The organism is Streptomyces diversicolor, assembly GCF_057537855.1.
The window spans coordinates 14,891-33,735 of record NZ_BAAJXA010000049.1 but is presented as its reverse complement, the minus strand read 5'-3'; the positions used below and the strand labels follow the sequence as shown (position 1 = coordinate 33,735).

The 18,845-nt window shown below is 70.2% G+C and carries 19 protein-coding genes; all 19 read left to right on the top strand.

Annotated elements, in window-relative coordinates; genetic code table 11:
- The first annotated feature begins 30 nt into the window (after nucleotides 1-30).
- The 19 genes from AC27LF_RS38415 (at nucleotide 31) to AC27LF_RS38325 (ending at nucleotide 18,725) form a co-directional block, all read left to right on the top strand.
- The gene (locus tag AC27LF_RS38415; protein ID WP_479663827.1) at nucleotides 31-1,137 is read left to right on the top strand and encodes a C40 family peptidase; all 1,107 of its coding nucleotides are present in this window, start codon (nucleotides 31-33) and stop codon (nucleotides 1,135-1,137) included.
- Nucleotides 1,134-1,778 carry a hypothetical protein gene (locus AC27LF_RS38410; RefSeq protein ID WP_479663826.1) on the top strand — a complete coding sequence of 215 codons (645 nt, stop codon included), beginning with the start codon at nucleotides 1,134-1,136 and terminating at the stop codon, nucleotides 1,776-1,778. Before AC27LF_RS38415 ends, AC27LF_RS38410 begins: the two co-directional genes overlap by 4 nt.
- Nucleotides 1,754-4,381 carry an ATP/GTP-binding protein gene (locus AC27LF_RS38405; protein WP_479663825.1) on the top strand — a complete coding sequence of 876 codons (2,628 nt, stop codon included), beginning with the start codon at nucleotides 1,754-1,756 and terminating at the stop codon, nucleotides 4,379-4,381. Before AC27LF_RS38410 ends, AC27LF_RS38405 begins: the two co-directional genes overlap by 25 nt.
- Nucleotides 4,372-5,286 carry a replication-relaxation family protein gene (locus tag AC27LF_RS38400; RefSeq protein ID WP_479663824.1) on the top strand — a complete coding sequence of 305 codons (915 nt, stop codon included), beginning with the start codon at nucleotides 4,372-4,374 and terminating at the stop codon, nucleotides 5,284-5,286. The genes AC27LF_RS38405 and AC27LF_RS38400 overlap by 10 nt, the downstream gene beginning before the upstream one ends.
- Nucleotides 5,287-5,438: 152 nt before the next feature.
- Entirely contained in the window at nucleotides 5,439-5,666 is a 228-nt protein-coding gene (locus AC27LF_RS38395) for a hypothetical protein (RefSeq protein WP_487231253.1), read from the top strand.
- Nucleotides 5,667-5,755: 89 nt separating this feature from the next.
- A complete protein-coding gene (locus AC27LF_RS38390; protein WP_479663822.1) occupies nucleotides 5,756-6,316 on the top strand; it encodes a hypothetical protein in 561 nt (186 codons plus the stop codon).
- A gap of 326 nt (nucleotides 6,317-6,642) precedes the next feature.
- Nucleotides 6,643-6,801 (top strand): OmpA family protein, encoded by a 159-nt coding sequence (locus AC27LF_RS38385; protein ID WP_479663821.1) that lies wholly within the window; start codon nucleotides 6,643-6,645, stop codon nucleotides 6,799-6,801.
- Between the two features lie 403 nt (nucleotides 6,802-7,204).
- Nucleotides 7,205-7,807: a hypothetical protein gene (locus AC27LF_RS38380; RefSeq protein WP_479663820.1), complete on the top strand. Its 603-nt coding sequence runs from the start codon at nucleotides 7,205-7,207 to the stop codon at nucleotides 7,805-7,807.
- Complete coding sequence (locus AC27LF_RS38375) at nucleotides 7,801-8,682, top strand: ATP/GTP-binding protein (RefSeq protein WP_479663819.1); 882 nt, start codon at nucleotides 7,801-7,803, stop codon at nucleotides 8,680-8,682. Before AC27LF_RS38380 ends, AC27LF_RS38375 begins: the two co-directional genes overlap by 7 nt.
- A gap of 150 nt (nucleotides 8,683-8,832) precedes the next feature.
- A complete protein-coding gene (locus AC27LF_RS38370) occupies nucleotides 8,833-9,414 on the top strand; it encodes an SAF domain-containing protein (protein ID WP_479663818.1) in 582 nt (193 codons plus the stop codon).
- A complete protein-coding gene (locus AC27LF_RS38365; protein ID WP_479663817.1) occupies nucleotides 9,414-10,241 on the top strand; it encodes a CpaE/TadZ family protein in 828 nt (275 codons plus the stop codon). Before AC27LF_RS38370 ends, AC27LF_RS38365 begins: the two co-directional genes overlap by 1 nt.
- Nucleotides 10,231-11,718: a TadA family conjugal transfer-associated ATPase gene (locus AC27LF_RS38360; RefSeq protein WP_479663816.1), complete on the top strand. Its 1,488-nt coding sequence runs from the start codon at nucleotides 10,231-10,233 to the stop codon at nucleotides 11,716-11,718. The genes AC27LF_RS38365 and AC27LF_RS38360 overlap by 11 nt, the downstream gene beginning before the upstream one ends.
- Nucleotides 11,715-12,665: a type II secretion system F family protein gene (locus AC27LF_RS38355; protein ID WP_479663815.1), complete on the top strand. Its 951-nt coding sequence runs from the start codon at nucleotides 11,715-11,717 to the stop codon at nucleotides 12,663-12,665. Before AC27LF_RS38360 ends, AC27LF_RS38355 begins: the two co-directional genes overlap by 4 nt.
- Complete coding sequence (locus AC27LF_RS38350; protein WP_479663814.1) at nucleotides 12,662-13,546, top strand: type II secretion system F family protein; 885 nt, start codon at nucleotides 12,662-12,664, stop codon at nucleotides 13,544-13,546. The genes AC27LF_RS38355 and AC27LF_RS38350 overlap by 4 nt, the downstream gene beginning before the upstream one ends.
- Before the next feature lie 41 nt (nucleotides 13,547-13,587).
- Entirely contained in the window at nucleotides 13,588-13,908 is a 321-nt protein-coding gene (locus tag AC27LF_RS38345; protein ID WP_479663813.1) for a hypothetical protein, read from the top strand.
- A complete protein-coding gene (locus tag AC27LF_RS38340; protein WP_479663812.1) occupies nucleotides 13,908-14,333 on the top strand; it encodes a TadE/TadG family type IV pilus assembly protein in 426 nt (141 codons plus the stop codon). The genes AC27LF_RS38345 and AC27LF_RS38340 overlap by 1 nt, the downstream gene beginning before the upstream one ends.
- A gap of 14 nt (nucleotides 14,334-14,347) precedes the next feature.
- On the top strand, nucleotides 14,348-14,794 hold the full coding sequence (locus AC27LF_RS38335) for a TadE/TadG family type IV pilus assembly protein (protein WP_479663852.1): 447 nt from the start codon (nucleotides 14,348-14,350) through the stop codon (nucleotides 14,792-14,794).
- The gene (locus AC27LF_RS38330) at nucleotides 14,794-15,240 is read left to right on the top strand and encodes a TadE/TadG family type IV pilus assembly protein (RefSeq protein WP_479663811.1); all 447 of its coding nucleotides are present in this window, start codon (nucleotides 14,794-14,796) and stop codon (nucleotides 15,238-15,240) included. Before AC27LF_RS38335 ends, AC27LF_RS38330 begins: the two co-directional genes overlap by 1 nt.
- Nucleotides 15,240-18,725, top strand: coding sequence for an AfsR/SARP family transcriptional regulator (locus tag AC27LF_RS38325; RefSeq protein ID WP_479663810.1), 3,486 nt, complete (start codon nucleotides 15,240-15,242; stop codon nucleotides 18,723-18,725). Before AC27LF_RS38330 ends, AC27LF_RS38325 begins: the two co-directional genes overlap by 1 nt.
- Nucleotides 18,726-18,845: the final 120 nt, after the last annotated feature.

The following is an 18,845-nucleotide window of genomic DNA, read 5'->3' as shown; positions in this document are numbered from 1 at the left end:
CGCCGGATGGCGCGGTGGGGGTGTGTGGTGATGCTGTTGCTGTTCGCTGCCGTGTGCTGCGCTGCACCGGTAGGCAACGCGATCAGCGCGTACGTCGCGCTGAAGACGGGCCAGCAGGATGACGGCGGGATCGCCGAGGGCGGCAGTGCCGCGGACATCCCGCCGCGGATGCTGACCGCCTACAAGAAGGCGGTACAGCAGGTCGGGAAGTACGTGCCGAAATGCCAGGGCATGCGCTGGCCGATCCTGGCCGGGATCGCGAAGGTCGAGTCCAACCACGCGGTGGGCCGCAACATCGCCGACAACGGCGACATCCGGCCGAAGATCTACGGGGTACTCCTCAACGGCTCCGGCCAGGGCGGCAACACCACCGCCTTCCCCGACACCGACAACGGCAAGTGGGACGGCACCTCTCAAGGTGAGCGAGCCGTCGGCCCCTTCCAGTTCCTGCCTTCCACGTGGGAGTCGATCGGCAAGGACGCCAACGGCGACAAGATCGCCGACCCGCACAACGCCGACGACGCCGCGCTCGGCGCCGCCATCTACCTGTGCGGAGGCGGCCGTGATCTGACCAAGCGCGACCAGCTCAAGGCCGCGATCCTGCAGTACAACCACTCGAACGAGTACGTCGCCAACGTGCTGGGCTGGATCGACCAGTACACGGCGGCCGCCAAGGACCCGGACCTGAAGAACGTCTCGGGAAAGGTCCGCACCGTCATCGAGGCGGCCCTCTCCCAGCGAGGGGTGCCGTACTCCTGGGGCGGCGGCAACGCGAGCGGCCCGTCATACGGCATCTGCTGCTCCCCCAGCGGCAAGAGCGGCGCGAACATCAAGGGCTTCGACTGCTCAGGCCTGACCCTGTACGCGTACGCCAAGGCCGGCATCAGCCTGCCGCGCACCGCGGCCACCCAGGCGGGGGTCGGCCAGCGCATCCCCGCGAGCCTCGGAACCGGCGCCCTCAAGCCAGGCGACCTCGTCTTCTATGCCTACGCCCCCGGACGCGATTCCACGATCTACCACGTCGGGATCTACCTCGGCAGCGGTCAAATGATCAACGCTGCCCGCCCGGGCACTGTCGTCCGGCTGGACTCGGTCAACGCCATGTCCGGCTTCGCGGGGGGAGCGCGGCTGCTGTGACCACCACCCCACGCTCACCGCGTCTGCTGGTGCTGAGCACCGCACTGCTCGCCGTCGCCGGCATCGCCCTGCTGGGCATGCCGCAGGGTCAAGAGCCGCCGGCTCCGGCGACGTCGCCGACCACCCGGGCGACCGCGGATCCGCCATCTGCGCCCTCCGCGCCTGGGCGGAAGGCGGCCGTGGCCACGGCTCCCTCCACGACACCCGCGGGATCGACACCGTCGGTCGTTGAGTCCGCTCTGCCGCCGCATGGCGAGGGCGTGGCCGGCGACCGTGCCATCCAGCGGTCGCTGGAGGCGGGGTGGCCCACCGACCTTCCCGCCGCCGACGAGCGGGAGTTGGTCACCGCCGGTCGCGCGCTGCTGCGCGCGGACGCCACCGGAGTCGGCCGCGAGAAGTGGCCCACGGTCTTCCCCGACTCCGGCCAGGAGGTGGTCCCGGCGTTCGCCACCGCTCGCTTCCGCATCCAGGCCGCGATCGCCCGCCGCGACGGCAGCCCGGACAAGGCGGTGGTCCATCTGGTGTGGGCCGGCATGGACCGCGGCGGCACCTTCACCGACCTCCGCATCACCGACTGGCACTTCACCCGAACGACTTCGACGAAGGGAGCAGTGACGTGGACTCCGCAGCCCCGTACCTGACGAACCAAGCCGATGACACGGCTGCAGGTCAGGTACTCGGCCTGGTCACCAGCCTGGTCGACGCCGCCGACTGGCTCTACGACCACTGGTACCTGTTCGCCCTGGCCATCGCCGTGGTCTGGGGCGTGGGCGAGATGGTGGTACGCCGGCTCGCGGCCAAGGCTTCCGCCGAGCGGATGCCCCTGGAGCTCGTCTCCAACCGGCACTTCGACCCGAGCCTGGAGGAGATCTTCCGGCGCGGCGTCCAGCTCGCCCGCGCGTCCACGGCCATGCCCTGGTGGGCGCCCCGCAGGGCGAAGACCGTGCAGATCCGGCTGCGCGCGGACGGCAGTGCGCCGTTGCGCTACCGCATCGAGGGCCCGGCGGGCGGTGAACGGCTGCTGTCCATCACCCCGTTCGGACCGGACATCACCGTCAACCGGGCCCGGCCGATCGTCGACGAGCCGAGGACTCACACCGTGCGAGCCGAGTTCATCCTCCGCGGCAAGCTCACCTGCCCGCTGCGCGTGGTCCCGCTCAACCCCGACCCGCTCCAGCCGCTGGTCGACGCCGTGGCCGATCTGCGCGCCGAGCTCGGCGACCTCGCCGAGATCCGGCTCGACATCCAGCGCGCCCCGAAGTGGGCACTGCGGGCACGCCGCCTGCAGCTGATGAGCGCCGCACGTCGGAGTGAACGTAGGGAGTCCCAGCGGGCCGCGCGCTGGCTGCGGCAGGACGCCAGCGGCATCGAGGACTCCCTGGGCTTTCAGCTGCAGCAGCTCCTCAGTGACAACCCCGGCTCGGGCAGCAGCCGGAGGCTGGTGATGCCGCCGGTCCCGCGCCGGGTGGAGCCGGCCGAGGCGCTGGGCAAGCTCGCCGAGGACGACCACCTCGTCCGAGTCCAGCTGCTGGTGATGTGCGCCTCGAACACCGAGGGCCGCGCCCAGGCGAGGCTCGCCCAGCTCCAGGCCGCGTTCGATGTGTTCGGCGGCCGCTCCCGGTGGGCCATGCGCGGCTGGCGGCTGGGCCCGTGGCGGTTCGGCGCCGACCACTGGCCCACCCGGCACGGCTTCGAGCGCCGCTGGAATCAGGGGCACTGCCAGCCGCCCCGCGCGAACTGGGTCCGGCTGGATGAGCTGACCGGGCTGCTCAAGCCGCCCACCGCGAACTGCCGCCTGCCGGTGCTCGCCGGTGACCTGCCGACCTTCGCCTTCGGCGAGTCCGAGTTGCTGCTGCAGGGCATCTACCGGGGCCCGGACGGCCGGGAGCGGCTGGTCGCCACCTACGCCGAGGAGACTCTGTTCGAGGTCGGGGTCGGCAAGGCCGGCGGCGGCAAGACCGAACGCGCCCTGGCCCAGGCGATCGGATGGGCGCACGCGGGCGGCGGGCTGATCTTCGTCGACCCGCACCGCGACTCCTGGCCCCGCGCCCTGCCGTTCCTGGCGCACAACACCCTGATGCCGCGGATCGCACTGGTCGACCTCAACGGTCTCGGCCCCAACCCGCGGGTGAGTTCGTGGAATCCGCTCGCCATGCACCAGGGCCAGACGGCGCACGAGGTCGTCGAGGCAATCGCCGACGCCTACGCCTCCGCACTGGCCTGGGACGACGCGACCGCGCCGCGTGCGCTCACCATCCTCACCGCCGCGCTCACCGTCCTGGTCGCCGTCAACGAGGCGGCCTGCCAGGCCGGCCAGCCCGAGGACCAGGCAACGATCTTCCACGTACGGGCCCTGCTCACCGACGCCGCGTTCCGCAAGGCAGCCCTCGCGACGGTGGCGGGCCGCCTGGATGAGGAGACCCGCTCCTGGTGGCAGTCGGTGTTCCCGACCCTGCCGCCCGACGCATTCGCCGTGGTCCTCAACCCGATCGCCCGGCTGGCCGCCAACCCGGTCACCCGCGCGTTCCTCGGTCAGCCCGTCGGCGTCTACAACATCCGGGCGGCGATGGACTCCAAGATGATCGTGTGGGTGTGCCCGGGCGGCAACGGGCCCACCGACCGGCTCCTGACCGCGCTGCTCGCCCGCGATCTGCTGCGGGCCGCCCGGTCTAGGCGGGACACGCCCGAGGAGAAGCGGGTGCCGTTCCGCCCGTACTTCGACGAGCTGATCACGCTGACGGGCGCGGCCCCGGAGACCATCGCCGCGATGTTCGAGGATCTGCGCAAGTACCGGTGCCACATCCACGGCATGACCCAGCTGCTGGCCCGCCTCCCGGCCGCGGTGCGGCTGTCCCTGGTGCAGAACGCGTCCACGCTGGCCACCACCGCCGGGTCGAAGTCGGCAGTGGCACCGATCACCGCCGAGTGGGGCGACAACCCCAGCCCCGACCGGGTCGCCACCATGGACCGGTTCGAGCACTACGTCTCCATGAACGTGCACGGCCGGCGCATCGGACCCATCCAACTGCGCGGGCCCCATCTCGACGACGTCTTCGCCGCCCAGGCCCGCCCGCGGGAAGTGCCCGCGCTGGAGCGGGCCGCCCAGGCCAACGCCGGAGCCCTCCCGTTGGACCAGCTCACCGTCCGCGCCGCGCAGCAGCTCGGCCGCGTCACCGCATTTCTCGCCGCGCACTCCCCCGCCGGCGCCGCTGTCCACCTGTCGAAGGAAAACGAATGGAAATGACCGCTGCCCAGCCGAACGACCGTACGGCGGCGGGCTTCACGCCCAGCCCCGTGGAGCCCCTTGCGCACCAGCTCCTGGCCACGCTCGCCCAGCACCGCATGGCCTCCACCGGCCAGCTGCACGTCCTGCTGCGGCCCGACCGTTCCCGTCAGTCGGTCTCGGAGCGGCTGAACGATTTGCTCGACGAGCGCCTGGTCGACTTCGCCGTGCTGCCGCAGTCCCACCGCACCCGGGTCTGGTACCTCACGCCGAAGGGTGCCCGCCTCACACGGGACTGGCCGGCGCTGCGGGGCCGCCCGCCGTATCCGATCACCACGGCGACGGCCGCCTCGCTGAAGACCCCCCACACCCTGACCGTTGTGCGCACGCACCTGACGTTCGTCGCCGATGCCCGCCGCCGCGGCGACGAGCACGGACACCTGGACTGGACCCCCGAGGTGTTCCACGCGATCGGTGACGGAGAGAAGGTCGTGGCCGACGCGGTCATGCACTACACCCTCATCGACGGCCAGCAGCGGCGGAAACTGAGGGCGTTCGTCGAGGTCGACCGCGCCACCATGGGCGCCGAGCGGCTGGCAGCGAAACTGATCGAGTACGCCCGTCTGTGGGCGTACGAGCCGCAGCCCGTCGGCCGGCGCCGGCAGGCGTGCGGGCCCGGCTGGCTGCGCTGGTACCCGGTGTTCCCTCGCGTTCTCTTCGTGCTGACCGGCGCCGGACGGCAGGCGATGGACAACCGGATCAGCGACCTCAAGGCCATGGTCGCCCACCATCCGCTCGTGGCTGAGATGGCCCGCGCGGTCCCGCTGGGAGCAGCCGTCCTCGAAAACATCGAAGAGCGCCGGGCCACCGATGACGTATGGGAGCCGCTGGCTGGCGGCAAGCCCCGGCCCTGGACCGAGCTGTGACACCGCATCAGTCGCGGGCGGTCGAATGTCGCAGCCTTGCAACTGCTCCGGAAACCACTTGAACTTTGCTTACGCGAACGTGTAATTTACTGCCGCACAGTAGGGTTTCAGCTCAAAAACACCTTGTCTGCATGGACATTAGGGGATGCCAGATGACACAGACGACCGGCGCGATTCGCAGCAACGAAGGATGCGAGGCGGAAGTGTGGCCCCTGCGGACGCGGGCCGTCTCGCACATCGGGAGTGCCTGCGTGCTCGAAGGAACCGGCGACTTCAACCTGGGCGACCTGGACTTGGTCCGCGGCCGGTTCCCGGACCGACACGTGACGCTCGACGGTGACGTGATCACCGTGTGGCCCACACTCCCGCCCGGCCGGTGAGGACGCCCCCGCCGCCCGCCCACCACCGGGGCCGCGACGGCCATTCAGCTCCCTCCCGTGCGGACTCCTCACCGAAAGGACGCAGTTCCATGAGCACTTGGACCACCGCGACCCTGGGCAGGCGCCTCGCGGCGCTGACCATCACGGCAGGGCTGATGCTTGGAGCGGCCCCTTGTTCGGACGGCAGCCAGCAGCAGGACCGCGCGCTGGCGGCCAGCTCCGACGCCGGCAGCTCCGCCCCGCAGGAGGTGCGGGCGGGCACACCGCTGGCTGAACTCCAAGGGCAGAACGGCCTGGCACTGACGATCACGTCTGCCGAGCGGGACCCGGCCGGCTACCTCACCGTCCGCGGTGACCTGAAGAACGACGGGGCCGAACTGACCGTCGTCCCCGCGGAGCTGCGCGGCAAGGTCCTCAGGACCGGCCCGTCGCCGGCCGGGGCGACCGTCGTGGACTTCCCCCGGAGCAAGCGCTACTGCGTGCCGCGCGACACCGACGGACGCCCCCTGACCACCACCGGTCTCTCCACGCTCAAGGCCGGGGAAAGCGTGCGCGTCTTCATGCAGTTCCCCGCCCCTCCGGCGAGCACGACCACGGTCGGCTTCCAACTGCCACTGTTCGACGCCGCGAACATCAAGATCTCCGGATGAGGTGAGCAGCACCATGCGCCCGATCCGACCCCGCTTCACGGCCTCGCTCCTCGCCCTCACCGCCCTGGCAGCGACCTCGGGAGCGTCCTCCGCCAGCGTGCAGCAGGCAGCCGCCAGTTCTTACCGGAGCCGCTCCGGCCTCGCGCTGCGCAGCGGCGCGAGGCTCGCCCCTCCGAAGATTCTCGATCTCTCCTCGGACCCAGCCGGCATCAGCCGGGTGGTCGGGGACCAGGAGGGCGGCGAGCGTCGCGCGGACACGAACACAGAGGTGACGTACGAGCTCCAGGCCGAGGTGCTGTTCACCAAGGACAGTGCACAGCTGAGTGATGCGGCACGGTCCCGCATCACTGCGATCGCCCGGCAGATCGAGCAGCGGACAGCAACGAGTCCGCGTCTCCGGCTTCACCGACAACCTCGGCTCCTCCGTGCACGACGACGTGCTGTCCAAGCAGCCCGCCAGCGCTGTGCGGGCCGTCCTTGCCTGAACTCCACTCCGCGACAGTCGTGTTCGAGACGCGCGGGTTCGAGGAGAGGCAGCCCGGTCGCGTCCAACGCCACGGAGGTCGGCCGGAAGAAGAACCGACCGGTGGAGGTCTCGTTCACGTGACAGGAGGTTGGGACCGTCCTGCCGAAATTCGCCCGTTCGTACGCGAGCGGGACGAGCGAACACACAGAAATACAAATCGACATTCGGTTCCGAAAGCGACCGGATACACCCGCGTTCTGCGAGTGAACTCAAATATCGAGCTGGGAAGTTGACTGACATCTGCGTAATCTTGCCGCTACGCAAACGGATCACCGCAGCTGGGCCAGGCCGCGGAACTGGACTGCCGTCCGTCGGCGGCTCAGGCAGCGGTCATGTCACACCGCGCCATACGGGAAGGCATCGTGAAACATCGCGCACACATTCCTCTTTCCGCTGTTCACTTCCGAAAGGTCGCCGCCGCCTCCATCACGCTGTGCGCCGCGCTCGCCTTGACCGCGTGCAGCTCATCCGACGGGAAGGACAGGGCGACAGACGAGTCCCCGAGCGTCACGCAGTCCCCCACGGCATCTGCCACCACTGCCCCGAAGGACACCGCGAAGGAGGAAGCGATCGCCGCATATGGGGCCTACTGGCGGGAGATGGAAAAGCTCTACGCCGACCCCACCGGCAAGAGCGCACATCTTGATCAGTACGCCGCATCCGCCGCCTTGAAGAACGCCGAGGCCGACGCCAAGCGCGCCCATGACCGCGGCCGCATTTACACCGGAAGCGTCGCCCTCACCGACCAGACGGTCACCAACGTCGACGCAGAGGGCGAGATCCCAAACGCGACCATCTCCAGCTGCCTGGACATTTCCAAGTGGCAGACCGTCGACGCCGAAACCAAGAAGCCGGTATCCCTCCCGGAAAACCGGCTGACGAAGTACTTGATCGTCAGCACCGTCGAGAAGTACCCGGGAGGGTGGCGCGTCACTGGCGATGAGCCCCAGGGGAAGTCATGCTGACGCGCTGCATCACCATCACCGCAGCAACCCTCCTGGCCGCGCTCTCCATCCCTGTCACCAGCCACGCGGAAGGCGACCCCAAGGGCGACGGCGGCGTCGAGTGCGGCCTGTACACCTGCCAGGTCGAGGTCGACGTTCCCGGACAAGGTGGCGGTCAAGCAGGGGGCAGCGACAGCACGGGCGGAACAGGTGGAAACGGTTCGTCTGACGGCGGCAACGGCAATACGACGGTCTGCAAATATAGGCTCGCAGACCCGCAGCCGCCCGCCAGCAGCTTGGACTGGGAAGGCCACGAACCCGGCGACGGGGCCGTGTACGAACAGACATGCGGTTGGGGTGACCTCGACGGAAACACCATCGTTCGGATGGTGTGGCTGGCTGATCCGCCCGAGCAAGTGACGGTCGACCCGGCTGCCTTGGCGCAGCGAGCGGTCGACTCGATGACGCTGCTCGGTCCGGACATCGCCAGCCCGCGCGCGGCCGGGAAGTACACCGTGGGCGTCCCGATGTGGATGTGGGTCAACCAGAGCGCCACGACCTACGGACCGAACACCGCGTCGGCCACGGCGGGCGGGGTCACCGTCACCGCGACCGCGGAGGTGTCGAAGATCGTGTGGGCGATGGGCGACGGCGTGTCCGTGACGTGCAACGGACCGGGTACGCCTTACACCTCATCCCAGGGCATGGCCCAGTCCCCGACTTGCGGACACGTCTACGCCAAGACCTCGGCCAGTGCGCAGAGCGGCAAGTTCCCCGTGACCGCGACCTCGACGTGGGCGATCAACTGGCAGGGCGGCGGACAGGCCGGCCAGCTCACCGAGGTCCGGCAGACCAGCATGCAGGTGGCGGTCGGCGAAGTCCAGGTTGTCAGGTAACGCTGCTGGAAGGACAGAACGGTGAGCAAGACCCAAGAATGTGTAGGCGCAGCCCCGAACGGAGTTCCCCGGCAGGGACGCGTGGCCGCACCGGTGGCGCCGCCCCGGGTGTCGGCTCGCAGGCGACGACCAGGTGTCATCGCCTTGTCGATGGCGTTGATCGCCGCCGGAGGCTCCGGGGTTGCTGTCCTGCTGCTCCAGGTCAGCAACCGGACCGAGGTAGTGACCGTGGTCCGCGACGTCCAGGTCGGCCAGGTCCTCGCCGAGGACGACCTCGGCGAGGCGTCCATCGCCCTGGACCCGGCCGTCAAGGCGGTGCGCGCCGACGACCTGAAGTCGGTGGTGGGCAAGCGGGCCGCCGTGGAACTCAAGCCCGGCTCCCTCCTCGCCCCCTCGCAGGTGACGCGGGACTCGCTGGTGAAGGTCGGCGAGCAGCTGGTGCCGATCGGCCTGGAGCCCAGGCAGATCCCGGCCACCGCGCTGGTGCCGGGCCAGAAGGTCAAGCTGGTGCACGTCCCGGCTCAGGGCACCACGGAAACGGACACGGGCAAAACATCCGACGCCGCGCCGCAGACCATCGACGGCCGGGTCGTGAAGGCCTCCGGCGCCGCCCCGGGGACGGGAATCGTGGTCGTCGACGTGGCCACCTCTGCCACTGACGGTCCCACGGCCGCCGCTTGGGAGGCGGCCGGCACCCTGCGCCTGGTCCTCGCTGCCCCGGACGGTAACTGATGGCTGTCATCGCCCTCGCGGGCTGCAGCGGCGCCCCTGGCGTGACCACGAGTGCCCTGGCGCTGCTGCTGTCATGGCCGCTGGAGGCGGGCCGGCGGATGATCCTGGCCGAGTGCGACCCGGACGGCGGAGCCGTGCTGCACGGCCTTCTGCAGGGCACGCTCGGCGACCGGTACGGGCTGCGCAACCTCTCGGTCGCCGCCCGCAAAGGCGAGTTCAGCGAGGCCTTCTGGCGGCAGCTGATCGACCTGAGCAGCGAGGACGGCAAGCAGGAGTCCCCGCGCGACCGACTGCTGCTGCCCGGCCTCACCGACCCCTCGCAGGCGGCGAGCCTCGGCCAGGTCTGGAAGGTCCTCGCGCAGATGTTCCGCGGTATCGAGGCCGAGAGCGGCCACGACGTCCTCATCGACCTCGGCCGCCGCGGTGCATACGGCCCCTCGGGGGTGCTGGCAGAGCAGGCCGACGCCACGTTCGTGGTCGTCCGTAGCACCTTGCGCTGCTTGCAAGCAGCAGAGGGCCGGGTACGCGCGCTGGAGGAGCGCGTCGGTGACGTCAGCGTGCTGATGATCAACGAGGGCCCGTACCCCGCTGGCGAGGTACAGCGCGTTCTGCAGGTGCCGGTGATCGCCACCCTGCCGTATGCGCCGAAGGACGCCCGTGTGCTGTCCGACGGTGGCGTGCAGCCGCGCCACTTCACCAGGTCGCCGCTGATGAAGGCCGCCCGCACGGGCAGCACGCTGCTCCTCCAGCGGGCCGCCATGCGCCGGGCCCGCCTCGATCCACGCGGCCTGCGCGCGACAGGCGGGGAGGTGACCCATGCGCGCTAAGCCCCTGCACCCCGACCCCACGGTGACACCGCCGCCCCAGCAGTGGGGGCCCGAGAGCAACGGTGCGCCAGCCCCGGCCGGCGATGCCGCAAGTACCCAGGCGCTAGGGACGGCGGCTCCTCAAGTCACTGTCGACTATCGGGTGGCGAGGGACATTGCGTCCCAGGTCGCCAAGCAGCGCGAAGAACTCCTCAAGACCAAGCCCGACATGGACCGGGCCAGCGAAGAGCAGCGCTGCCTGAACTGGATCGCCGAGGCTGTCGCCCTGTGGTCGGATGCTCAGGCGATGACGCCGCAGGAAGACGAGGCGCTGCGCCGCGCCGTGTACGACCTGCTCTTTCGGGCCGGCCGGCTCCAGCCGTACCTGGACGATGACCGGGTCGAGGACATCATCATCCAGGGACCGCACGAGGTGTGGCTCGACTACGGAGACGGCGAACGACGTCGGGTCGGACCGATCGCGGATTCCGAAGAGGAACTGCTTGAGCTGCTGCGGGAGTTGGCCCGGGGATCCGGGCACAGCGAGCGGACCATCTCCACCGCGAACCCCACCCTCGCCTTGTCCCTGGCCGATGGCTCCCGCCTGCAGGCCATCACCGGGCTGGGACCGATGACGTATGCGGTCATCCGCCGGCACCGGGTCTCCCACGCCGACCTCGACGACCTGGTCCGGCTGGGGACCATCGACCCGATCCTGCGCGATTTCCTCGGTGCCGCCGTACGTGCCGAGAAGAACGTCATGATCGCGGGGAAGCAGAAGGCCGGTAAGACCACGTTGCTGCGGGCGATGCTGAAGGAGTTCGACCCGGAGTGCCGGTTCGCGACCATCCAGACTGAGGATGAGCTGTTCGCCCACGCCAACGGCTACCACAAGCAGGTCGTGTCCCTGGTGGGCCGGGAGTCCAACGGGGAGAAGGACGTCACCGGGCGTGGCGCCGGTGAGGTTACGCTCCTGGACCTGATGCATCCCGCGCTGCGGATGTCGCTTGAGCGGATCGTGGTCGGTGAGGTCCGCGGCCCCGAAGTCGTCGCGATGATGCAGGCGCTGACGAACGGCTCCGGCGGCAATCTGTGCACTATTCACGCGCGGCGGCCGGACATCATCTTCGACCGGATCGCCGAGCTGTACGCGCTTGCCCAGGAGAACCTCTCCGAGCAGCTCGCCTACCGGCAGACCGCCAACGGCCTGGACTTCATCGTGTACGTCGACATGACGGACGAGACGCAGATCGGCGGTCGCCGTCACCGCTACGTCTCCCACGTCTTGGAACTGACCGGGATCGGCGAGAACGGCCGTCCCGCCACCAATGAAATCTTCGCCCCCGGCCGCGAGTGGGGAGAGCTGCGGGCGGTGCCGAAGATGGACCCGGGCTGCATCGACGACCTGCGCCGCGTCGGCTTCGATTCCTCGCTGCTGCAGCAGCCCTACGGGGCCTGGCCGGCGCCGCTGCCGCTGAAGGTGGGGGTGAGCCGATGACGCTGCTGTTCGGGCTGCTGAGCGGCATGGCCGTCGTCGGCGGGCTGATCGGTGTCGTGGCCGGTGTCGTGGGCACCACGGCGCCGCGGCGGGCCCCGCTGCGTCAGCGTTGGCGGGTCCTGCGCGGCGGGAAGAGCCAGAGCGAGGATGCCCGGATGCGGCGGCGGACCCTCATGGTCGCGGCCGTCGTGGTCTTCGTAGCCGTGTGGCTGGTCTCCGGGAACTTCGTCGGCGGTGCCCTGCTGGGCGCGGCCGTCATCGGCGTGCCCTGGCTGATCACCCCGACGCAGATGGCGCAGGAGCGCATCGGCCAGCTGGAGGCACTCAGCGAGTGGACGCAGCGGCTGGCCGGACTGCTCAGGCTGGGCATGGGCCTGGAACAGGCGATGATCACCAGCCGTCAAGGGGCGCCGGACGAACTCGCCGGGCAGATCATCAACCTCTCCGACAGGCTGCGCCTGGGCTGGCGGCCGGAAGGAGCGCTGCGCGCGTTCGCCGAGGAACTGGACAATGTCACATCGGACAAGGTGACCGCGGCGCTCATCCTGTCGGTCAACGACCGCGGCCCGGGCCTGGCTCAGGCCTTGGAGGACCTGTCGGGCACCGTCCGCGAGGAAGTCGCCCGCAAGCGCGCCATCGAAGCCGACCGGGCCAAGCCGCGCACCACCGTGCGGTGGATGACCATCATCACCGTCGGCGTCGTGGTGGCCGGGTTCTTCGTGCCCAGCTACACGAGGCCGTACTCCACGCTGCTGGGACAGCTCGTGCTGGCCTTCCTGACGGCCGGATTCGTCGGCGTGCTCGCCCTGATGCGGCAACTGGGCAACTTCCGCCGCATCCCCCGTTTCCTGGTCAACGACCCGACCAGCACCGTCCGGCTGCCTGCGCCCACTCCGGAGCCGGAAAACCCGGTCGCCGCCCGCGAGCCGGAAGGAGCCGCCTCGTGAACCTGATCCCCGTCGTTGTGACCGGCGGCACGGTCGGCGCCGGCGTCGCACTGCTGATCCGTGAACTGCTGCAGCCCCAGCCAGCGTTGGGGCCGGCCCTCAAGCGCAGTGCCCCGGCCACGTTGACGATGCCCGAGCCGGAGCTGGACCGCGAGGAGGTGTGGGGCCGGTGGCTGCTGGCCCGCCTCGAGCGGCTTCCCGGCGTGAGGGTCCCCACCACGAACCTGTCGCTGCTCGGGCAGGGGCCGGGCCAGTTCATGCTCAAGAAGGTCGCACTCGCCGCGCTGGGCCTGCTCTGCCCGGTGATTGCGACAATCCCGTGGATCATCGCGGGCGTCGGCCTGCCGTTCTACGTGCCCGGCGGCGTCGGGCTCATCGTCGCAGCCCTGCTGTTCATCACCCCGGACCTCGCCGTGCGGGACCAGGCCAAGCGGGCCCGGGAGGAGTTCGCGCACGCCCTGTCCGCCTACCTCGACCTGGTCGCGCTCAAGCGGGCCGCCGACGCCGGCCCCGCCGAAGCGCTGGAGAAGGCCGCAGAGGTCGGCGAGGGCTGGCCCTTCCTGTATCTGCAGGGCGCACTGCGCCGGGCCCGGCTGGAGAAGATCCCGCCCTATCAGGCGCTCACGGAACTCGCGGCCGAGTACGACCTGCCCGTCCTGGACGATGTCGCCGACATCATGCGCGGCAGCGCCACGGACGGCGCTGCCGTGTACAAGGCGCTGCGGGCCCGTACCGCCGCGCTGAATGCGGAACTGCTGGCCGATCAGGCCGCCGAGGCGAACTCGGCCAGCGAAAAGATGACCGCGCCGGGAGCCCTCCTGGCCGTCTTGGTGATGCTGCTGATGGCGTTCCCCGCGGTGATCCGCATGCTGACCGTCTGAAACCACTCCGACTCGTTCAACGCTCCAGAAAGGTACGGAACATGACGCACACCGCAGCCCGCACCCGCCGTGCTGTGCTCCGGGCGACCACGCACCCGCACACCGGCCCGTACACCGAGTCCAGGGGACCGAGGCGTGATTGTCGGGGAGCGCGCGCCTGGGCGCGCGCCAACAATGCGGTCCTCCGGCTGACCACACGCGTGCAGGAAGGCCTTCAGGAGGCCGCCCGCCGGCCGGACCGCGGCGACATCTCCACCACGACCGTCATCATCTGGGTGGCCGCCGTCACCGGTGCCGTCCTGATCGCCGGGACCATCGCCGTCGTCATCGCCAAATACAACGGCAAGCTCAACGGACTGTGATGGCTCCTCCCGAGCGGCTGACGGCCTGGTGGCAGAAGCGACGATGGCGCGACGACCGCGGTGACACATCCATCCAGATGGCGATCATCTTCCCGTTCGTACTGCTCGCCACACTCGCCGTCATCCAGGCCTCCATGTGGTACTACGCGCGGCAGATCGCCCTGACCGCGGCCCGCGAAGGCGCCACCGCAGCACGCGCCTACCAGTCGAGTCCGGCCGACGGTACGGCCCAGGCACGAGCCGTGCTGGGACGCACCGCGGGCGACAGCCTGAGCGGCTACAGCGTCACGGCCAGCAGCGACGGGCAGCGTGTGCGGGTCCAGGTATCCGGCACGGCCCTGTCGATGATCCCGGGTCTGCCGGGCCTGCGGATCACGCAGTCGGCATCCGGCCCGGTGGAGCGCTGGACCATCCCGGGGAAGTGAATCACGTGCGAGACATGGCCCTTTGGGCACGCAGACTGCGCAGCGACGAGGGCAGCGCCGCGATCGAAGCGGCCATCATCCTCCCGTCGCTGATCATGTTCCTGTGCCTGGCGATCGCCGGCGGCCGCATCGTCACCTCCGGCGCGAAGATCGACTCTGCGGCTGAGGACGCGGCCCGGGAAGCATCCATTCACCGCACCGCGGCCACCGCCGAAAGCGCCGCGCAGTCAGCAGCCGCAGAGTCCCTGGGCGACCAGGGCATAAAGTGCGCGTCGACAGCCGTCCGCGTCAACACCGGCGGCCTGAGTGTGCTGCCGGTAGGGCAGGTCGGCACGGTCACCGTGACCGTGACCTGCACGGTCAATCTGTCGGATCTGCTGCTGCCGGGCGTGCCGGGAGCCAAGACACTCACGTCGACGGCGACCTCGGTAGTGGACCAGTACAGACAGCGAGGTGACTGATGATCTTGCATCGGATACGGCAGGCCGGCGGTGACGACCGGGGCGGCGTCACCGTGTTCGTCGCCGTGTGCGTGTTCGCACTGATCGGCATCATCGGCGTCGCCGTCGACGGCGGCAGCAAGATGCGCGCCACCGAACGCGCCGACTACATCGCCGGCGAGGCCGCCCGGGCCGGCGGCCAGGCCATCAACCCCGCCGACGCCATCAACGGCACCGCGATCACCGTCGATCCCCAAGCCGCGGCCGCCGCGGCGCAGGCCTACCTGCACTCCGCGGGCGCCACCGGCACGGTCAGCGTGTCCGGCGACGGCAAGACCCTCACCGTCACCGTCACCAGCTCGTACGACACGAAGTTCCTGTCGGTGGTCGGGATCGGCTCCCTGCCGGTGACCGGCCATGGCACAGCCACACTCCTGCACGGCGTCACCGCACCCGAAGGAAACTGATGCGCACCACCCGCTCCCCCGCCGCAACGGTGGGCCGCACCCAGGCCCGGGTCCGGGTCTTCAAGGCCGTGATGAGCCTGCTCGTCCTGGCCGCCGCGGTCGCCGGACTGCCGCTGCTGCTGGCCTGGGCCACCCCGGTCATCTGGGCCACCACCCACGACGACCTCACCCACCTGCTGGACCGGCAGGACACCGGCAGCGTATTCCTGCTGCTGCTCCTCGCCGTGGGCTGGACCGGGTGGGCGCAGTTCACCTTCTGCGCGGTACGCGAGCTGATCGCACAGCTACGGGGCCGCACCTGGCACGCCCCGCGAGGGATGGGCGCCTCACAGCGGACCGCGGCCCTGCTGATCGGCAGCATCCTGGTGCTGCTGCCCACCAGCTCGGCACTGGCCTCCAACGCTCAGGCCGCGGTGGTGGCCGGTGCGGCCCGCACCCCCGGCCAGACAGCCGAACCCCCGGCGTCCGCCGGCGCCGAGCAGGCGGCCTCCGCGTTCACTGCGAGTCCCCAGGCGTCGCGTACGTACACGGTGCGCGGGACGCGGCCGGCGGAGAGCTTGTGGGGCATCGCCGAACATGAGTTGGGGGACGGCGAGCGGTGGCGGGAGATCGCCGACCTGAACGAGGGACGGACCATGGCCGACGGCACCATCTTCCGCGCGAACAGCTTTCTGCAGCCCGGCTGGCAGCTTCAGATGCCCGAGACCGCCACGGCCGCGGACGGCGTCCGTACCCAGCTGGATCGCAGCGCCCCGCCGGCTGATGAGAAGGGCGGGCACGTCGTCACGGTCCACTCCGGCGACTACCTGTCGAAGATCGCAGAGAAGGAGCTCGGCGACGGCGACGACTGGCCGCAGCTGTTCGAGGCCAGCCGGGGCAAGCCGCAGCCACACGGCCTGCCCGAGATCACCGACCCCGACGTCATCTACGCGGGGCAGCAGGTCACCGTGCCCGGTCCCCAGACCGATCAGCCGCGCCAAGGTCAGGGCCACGGTGAGGAGTCCGGCCGCCAGGAGGCCACTCCCCCGACCATCCAGGAGCCCGACGACATGCAGACGCCGGGCGGCAGCACGGGGGATGCTCCAGCGCCCGCACCCAGCCAGACCCAGGTGCCTGCACCGCAGTCGTCGGCACCCAGCGCGCCGTCCAGTCGCCCGGCCGAGCAGCCTGGGCAGGATCAGTCCTCACCGTCCGAAGCGGCGTCCGCGACGCCCGAGCCCAGCGCCAGCGCCTCAGCTTCTGCCGCCTCACCGTCGGCGTCGGAATCATCCGGCCCTGCAGCCTCCTCCCCTGCGCGCGAGGCCCCGGCGTCGGCTCCGGCCAGCAGCCCGCTGAATCTGCGGATCGTGCTCGGTGCCGGCGCGTTGCTCGCCGCTGCGGTCACCGGGGCGCTCGCCCTGCGCCGGACGCTGCAGCGCCGACGCCGCAAGCCCGGCGAGAAGATCGCCATCGCAGCTGAGGCCTCCCCGGCGGAGGCGCAGCTGGCGGAGGCCGCCGAGCCCGGCGGTGCTGCCCGCCTGGACGTGGCGCTGCGGACCCTGGCCCACCACGTCGCCCAGCAGCAGGAGGCCGACGCGGTCCTGCCGCCGCTGCGGGCCGCCCGGATCGGGACCCGCGCAGTAGAGGTGCTACCCGAGGACCTCGCACAGGAACCCGTGGCGCCCTTCGCTGCCGGGCGGGGCGGCTGGTGGGTCCTTCCCGCTGAGGCCGCGCTCCTGGACGAGGAGGCCGCCCGCGATGTGCCGGCACCGTATCCGGGGCTGGTCACGATCGGCAGCACCGAGGCGGGCGATCTGCTGCTGCTCAACCTCTCGCAGTTGCCCGCGCTGCTGCTGGACGGCAACCCGGTGCACATCACCGAGGTGTGCACCTCGCTCGCGCTGGAACTCGGGATGAGTCCGTGGGCGGCTGACGTCGAGGTCGTCACCGTGGGGTTCGGTGAGGACCTGCCGCAGCTGCTGCCGACCGCGCGGATCGCCCACATGCGTCAGGCCGTGCACGCGCTGCGCGATCTGAGCGAACGGCTGCTGGAAGCGCACCAGATGCCCGAAACCCAGCATCAGCCGTATCTGCTGCTGTGCGCATCCCCGCTGGACGAGGACACGGCCTGGCAATTCGCCGACGTCCTCGACAAGGCGAGCACAGTACCCGTCACGCTGATCGCCCCAGCGAGTACCACGGCCGCTCATTTCCCCGAGGCAGAGATCCTCAACGCTTCCCTCAACGACCCGCAGACCCTCGACTACACCGGCACCGACATCACAGTGCAGCGCCTCGAACACGCCGCCTACCAGCAGATCACCACCGCGCTGAAGGTCTCCGGCCAGCCGTCCCACCCAGCCGAGGGACCCTGGCAGCACGTCCCGGACGAACTTGACACCATGAAGCAGCCCGAACACGCGTCGCCGGAGAAGTCCACTGCGCCCGCAACCACCGATGATGCCCCAATCCCGACACAGGCTGCAGCAGTGGACGTGAGCAGCGAGGTCTTCCCGGCCCTGCTCGCCGCCACCACCGACCCGCCCGGACCCCGTTTCCTCTCCCCCACCGCATCATCGACCCGGCTCGGCGACAAAACCGGCCCCGGCAGCGAAGCAGCGGCGCCTTCAGCTCCTGCTACCCCGGCAGCTGTGGGGTCCACCGACACGGCCGAGGCCACGGAGGCGGACAACCTTGGGCCCGCTGCCGAGAAGCCCGCCGCACCAGAGAAGGAAGAGTGCGAAGCCCAGGATCTGCACGCCCCGGAGATCCGGGTGCTGGGGCCGGTCGAGGTGACAGGCGTGAACAGCACCGGCCACGGCCCGCGGATGGCGCAGCTGGCCGCCTTGTTGTACTTCCGGCCCGGCCGGAGAGCGGACGTGCTGTGCGCCGACATGGATCCCGTCAGCCCGTGGTCGACGAGCACTCTCAACGCACGGGTGCAGGGCCTGCGCAGCGCCCTGGGCAGCGACCCGTCCGGCAACCTCTACGTACCACGCCGCAAGACCGGCGAAGACCCCTACCGGCTCGCTCCCAGCGTGCGCTGCGACTGGACCCGATTCCTCCAACTCGTCGAACACGCACTGCCGCAGGGCCCGTCCGGCCTGACCGACCTGGAGACGGCACTGACCCTCGTGCGGGGCACACCGTTCGGCGGCCGGCCACTGCCCTGGGCCGAGCCCTACGCTCAGGAAATGATCACACGCATCATCGACACCGCCCACACCGTAGCCACCTACCGCACCCCACCAGGCCCCCACCACAACCTCAACACCGCACGCCACGCCATCACAACCGGCCTCGACACCGACCCCACAGCAGAACTCCTCTACCGAGACTGGATGCGCCTCGAACACGCCCACGGAAACCGCTCCGGACTCCACACCGCCATCACCCGCCTCCAACACATCAACCGAGACCTGGACTGCTCCCTGGAAACGGAAACTTCACACCTCATCAACGAACTCCTCAACAGCTCAGGCACTGCGGTACGCAAGGCCCCGTAGCCACTGTGGCGCACATGGGTTCTGCTGCCGGGCTGGCCTACTCGCTCTCCGGCTCGCCTGGAGGCGAGCCGGGCACACCTCGCCCCGTAGGCCGCAAGGTGCCGGGCCTCAAACTCCGTG